Origin of the sequence: Hydrogenophaga sp. (assembly GCF_018780075.1) — a bacterium.
GTDB lineage: Bacteria > Pseudomonadota > Gammaproteobacteria > Burkholderiales > Burkholderiaceae_C > Hydrogenophaga.
Genome location: NZ_JADMKB010000162.1, coordinates 1 through 4,462, shown reverse-complemented (window position 1 = coordinate 4,462; position 4,462 = coordinate 1). Strand labels below are relative to the sequence as shown.

Below are 4,462 nucleotides of genomic sequence, written 5' to 3'. Positions count from 1 at the left end.
ACGTGATGGTGATCCGCAACGGCTGGTTCAGCTACCGCTGGACGCAGATCTTCGACATGGGGGCCATCCCCGCCAGCCACACCGTGATGAAGGCCTGCCGCATCGCTGAAGGTTCGCAGGCCGCCTGGGCGCCCGCGCCCATCGAGGACGTGAAAGCCGCCATCGCGGCAGAAAAGCCGGCGCTGGTGTTCGCGCCGCACGTGGAAACCGCCGCCGGCATGATCCTGCCCGACGACTACCTGAGCGCCGTGGCCGACGCGGTGCACGCCGTGGGCGGCCTGATGGTGCTGGACTGCATCGCCTCGGGTGCGATGTGGGTGGACATGAAAGCAACCGGCGTGGACATCCTGATCTCGGCGCCTCAGAAAGGCTGGAGCAGCTCGCCCTGCTGCGCCATGGTGATGCTGAGCGAACGCGCCCGCCAGGCCATCGACAGCACCCAGAGCACCACCTTCGCCATGGACCTGAAGAAGTGGCTGCAGATCATGGAAACCTACGAAGGCGGTGGTCACGCATACCACACCACCTTGCCCACAGACGCGCTGCTGCGCCTGCGCGACACGATGAAGGAAACCGAGGCCTACGGCTTCGCCAAAGTGCGCGACGAACAGGTGGCGCTGGGCCAGGCGGTGCGCGGCCTGCTGGAGCAACACGGTTTCCCCAGCGTCTCGGCGCCGGGTTTCCAGGCGCCGGGCGTGGTGGTGAGCTACACCACCGACCCCGACATCCAGAACAGCAAGAAATTCCTCGCTGCAGGTCTGCAGACCGCGGCGGGTGTGCCGCTGCAGTGCGACGAACCGGCCGATTTCCGCAGCTTCCGCATCGGCCTCTTCGGCCTGGACAAGTGGCACGACGTGCCGGGCACCCTGGCGCACCTGGACCGCGCCCTTCGGGATGTAAGCCCAAAGATATAATTCGACCGCTTTCCACCAGGAAAAGGAGCCCAGCAATGGGCTCCTTTTTTCTTGTGCACCGCTCGTCAAAGCGGGTGAAGGCATTCAACTTTTTTTGTTTTCAGGGAGTTTTCCATGCAACCCATGATGAAGCTGATCGCGCTCGGCGCGATGGCAATGATGACCTGTGCCGTGTCGGCCCAGACCGTGCAAAAGAAGGCCGCCTCGGGCGTGGCCAAGGCCGAGACCTATGTGGACAAGGGCGTGAAGTCGCAAGGCCTCACGGACAACGTCTACGGCGAACTGGGCCTGGGCCTGATGAGCTACAAGATCGCCCGTTACGGCATCTCGGGCCGCCCCATGATGTTGCGCGCCGTCGCCGGCTACGACTACGACCCGATGCTCGCGATCGAGGCCATGCTGGGCCTGGGTCTGCGAGGCGCCGACGGCGTGGGCTATGGGGTGTATGGCGCCGGGTACAGCGTGAGCGCCGGCACCATGATCGGCGCCTACGCCAAGCCGCGCCTGCGCATCGGCGGCACGACCGAGATCTTCGGCCGGCTGGGCATCGCCAACACGGGTTCCAGCGTGCGCGGCTACACCGGCACCGACGGCGGCGCCAGCCTGTCGTACGGCGTGGGCTTCAAGACCCAGACCGGCTTCTCCTCGTTCGGCAACCGCCCGATCAGCGTCAGCGGCGACTACATGTCCTATTACAGCGGCAACGGTGTGAAATACACCGGCTTCACCGTCGGTGCCGGCATGTCGTTCTGATCCCTGCCCGCAGTCGAAAAAAAGAGGCCACGTAATGTGGCCTTTTTTTCGACTCCAAAGAACAACACCCTGAAAAAGGCACCCTCAAACCATCGTTACAATCAGTATTGGTTTTAAATAAAGCTTAATAAAACCAGCTCCACAACTGCAATTTCACAAGGGATTTGATATGAAAAAAATATTTGTTGTTTCCATGCTGACCTTGGCCGCCCTGTCGGCCCAAGCGCAGTCCATGTATGGCGATGTCGCTTACCAGATGTTTGACGCCGACCTGGCCACCGACCCGGCTGCGGTTCGCGGCATCATTGGATACAAGGTCAACCCGAATCTGGCTGTCGAAGGCATGCTCGGCGTGGGCATTCGCGATGGCAAGGATGCTTCCTTTGCCATCCCAACCAAGGTCAAACTGGATCGTTTGGCAGGCATTTACGCCAAGTCCAGCTTCAAGCTCAATGACGCCTTTGAGCTGTATGGTCGTTTGGGCTATGTCAATTACAAAGTTTCTGCCACTGCTTCGTACGGCGGCTATTCAGCCAAGGTGTCCGATTCCGGCAGCGATGTTTCTTACGGCATTGGCGCCAGCTACTACGTGTCTCCCTCGACGTCCATCAATGTGGATTACATGGATTTCGGTGATCTTGAAGGCGGGCTTGCCGTGGGCGTGAAGTTCTCTTTCTGAGAATCCGCTGGCACTCAAAAAAGGGCACGCAAGTGCCCTTTTTCTTTGGCGGCCGCTGGCCCGATCAGGGCAGCAGAATGGTGCAGCCCGTGGTCTGACGCGCTTCCAGGCTTTCATGCGCGCTCTTCACGTCGGTCAGCGCGAAACGCTGGTCGATGCGGATCTTCACCGCGCCGCTCTGCACCACGGCGAACAGGTCGTCGGCCATGGCCTGCGTGCGCTCGCGGCTGCTGATGTGGGTGAACAGCGTCTGGCGCGTCACGTAGATCGAGCCTTTGGGGCCAAGGATGCCGGGGGCGAACGGCGCCACCGGGCCACTGGCGTTGCCGAAGCTGACCATCAGGCCGAAGGGCCGCAGGCAGTCCAGCGACTTGTCGAAGGTGTCCTTGCCCACCGAGTCGTAGACCACTTTCACGCCCTGGCCACCGGTGATCTCTTTCACGCGGGCGGCGAAGTCTTCGGTTCGGTAGTTGATGGTGAACTCAGCGCCGTGCTCGTGGGCCAGCGCGCACTTCTGATCGGACCCCGCCGTGCCGATCAGGCGCAGGCCCAACGCCTTGGCCCACTGGCAGGCGATCAGGCCCACACCGCCAGCGGCGGCGTGGAACAGCACGAAGTCGCCGGGCTCCAATCCCTCGACCGGCTTGCAGCGCCTGAGCAGGTACTGCGCGGTCAGGCCCTTGAGCATCATGGCCGCGCCGGTCTCGAAACTGATCGCGTCGGGCAACCGGCAGACGTTCATGGCCGGCATCACGCGCACATCGCAGTAGCTGCCGGGTTTGCCCGCCGCGTAGGCCGCGCGGTCGCCCGCCTTGAGGTGCGTCACGCCCTCGCCCACCGCCTCGATCACGCCCGCCCCCTCCATGCCCAAGGCCAGCGGCATGGGGTTGGGATAGAGGCCGGTGCGTTGGTAGACGTCGATGAAATTCAGGCCGATGGCGTGGTGACGGATGCGCACCTCGCCCGGGCCGGGCTCACCCACCTCAACGGTGTCCACCACCAGTTGTTCGGGGCCACCATGGGCGTGGATGCGCACGGCGCGGCTGGTCTGGTTCATGCAGGTCTCCTTGTTTTGAAACAGCCCACATGCTGCCACGAAACCCCTTTGTCGCCTGCGGGGCAGACCGCCATGCCCTGCACCGGCCCGGGGCATGGCGGCGTGGGTACAGTCGCCGCATGACCGCTTCCACCCGCCTCACCCCCGGCACCATCGCCCTGCTGTTGATCCCGCCGCTCCTGTGGGCCGGCAACGCCGTGGTGGGGCGGCTGATGCAGGGCGCCATCCCGCCCATCACCTTCAACTTCCTGCGCTGGGTGCTGGCCGGTGCACTGCTGCTGCCGCTGGCCGCCTGGGTGCTGCGCCCGGGCAGCGGGCTGTGGCCGCAGCGTCGCCGGTTTGTGTTGCTGGGCCTGCTCGGTGTGGGGCTGTACAACGCCCTGCAGTACATGGCCCTGAAAACATCCACGCCGATCAACGTGACCCTGGTCGCGTCCAGCATCCCGATCTGGATGCTGATCCTCGGGCGTGTGTTCTACGGCGTGCCGGTGTCGCGCCGCGCGGTCGTGGGGGCCGCGCTCTCGCTGGCCGGCGTCGCCGTGGTGCTCGCGCGCGGTGATCTGGCGCAGCTGGGCGCGCTGCGGCTGGTCGCCGGCGACGGCTGGATGCTGCTGGCCGCGCTCACCTGGGCCTGGTACAGCTGGCTGCTGGTGCGCCCGCCCGAAGGCGGCTACCCGCCGGACATCAAGGCCGACTGGGCCGCGTTCCTGCTGGCGCAGATCGCGTTCGGCCTGGGCTGGTCGGGTCTGATGACGGCGGGTGAATGGCTGGCCCTTCCGGCCTCGCCGAATGGTCACCTGCAATGGGGTTGGCCCCTGGCGGCGGCCCTGGTCTATGTGGCCATCGGCCCGTCGCTGCTGGCCTACCGCAGCTGGGGCATCGGCGTGGCGCGCGTCGGGCCCACGGTGGCGGGCTTCTTCAACAACCTCACGCCGCTGTTCGCCGCGCTGATGTCGGCCACGCTGCTGGGCGAGCTGCCGCAGCTGTACCACGCGGCGGGGTTTGTGCTGATCGTCGGCGGGATTCTGGTGAGTTCACGACGGTAGCCCCCCACGCCGC

General features: G+C 64.8%; 5 protein-coding genes. 4 read left to right on the top strand and 1 reads right to left on the bottom strand.

Translation table 11 applies throughout. The features are described from left to right. The 3 genes from IV088_RS24365 to IV088_RS24355 form a co-directional block, all read left to right on the top strand. On the top strand, positions 1-914 hold a 914-nt coding region (locus tag IV088_RS24365; RefSeq protein WP_291107136.1), incomplete at its 5' end, for an aminotransferase class V-fold PLP-dependent enzyme. A 114-nt stretch (positions 915-1,028) separates the two neighbouring features. Next, positions 1,029-1,667 (top strand): hypothetical protein, encoded by a 639-nt coding sequence (locus tag IV088_RS24360; RefSeq protein ID WP_291107133.1) that lies wholly within the window; start codon positions 1,029-1,031, stop codon positions 1,665-1,667. Positions 1,668-1,836: 169 nt separating this feature from the next. Beyond that, positions 1,837-2,346, top strand: a complete 510-nt coding sequence (locus IV088_RS24355; RefSeq protein WP_291107130.1) for an outer membrane beta-barrel protein — start codon at positions 1,837-1,839, stop codon at positions 2,344-2,346. A 64-nt stretch (positions 2,347-2,410) separates the two neighbouring features. On the opposite strand, the gene IV088_RS24350 is transcribed toward IV088_RS24355, so the two are convergent. Then, positions 2,411-3,403 carry a quinone oxidoreductase gene (locus IV088_RS24350; RefSeq protein WP_291107127.1) on the bottom strand — a complete coding sequence of 331 codons (993 nt, stop codon included), beginning with the start codon at positions 3,401-3,403 and terminating at the stop codon, positions 2,411-2,413. A 119-nt stretch (positions 3,404-3,522) separates the two neighbouring features. On the opposite strand from IV088_RS24350, the gene IV088_RS24345 reads away from it, so the two are divergent. Then, on the top strand, positions 3,523-4,449 hold the full coding sequence (locus IV088_RS24345; RefSeq protein ID WP_291107124.1) for a DMT family transporter: 927 nt from the start codon (positions 3,523-3,525) through the stop codon (positions 4,447-4,449). Positions 4,450-4,462 lie beyond the last annotated feature (13 nt).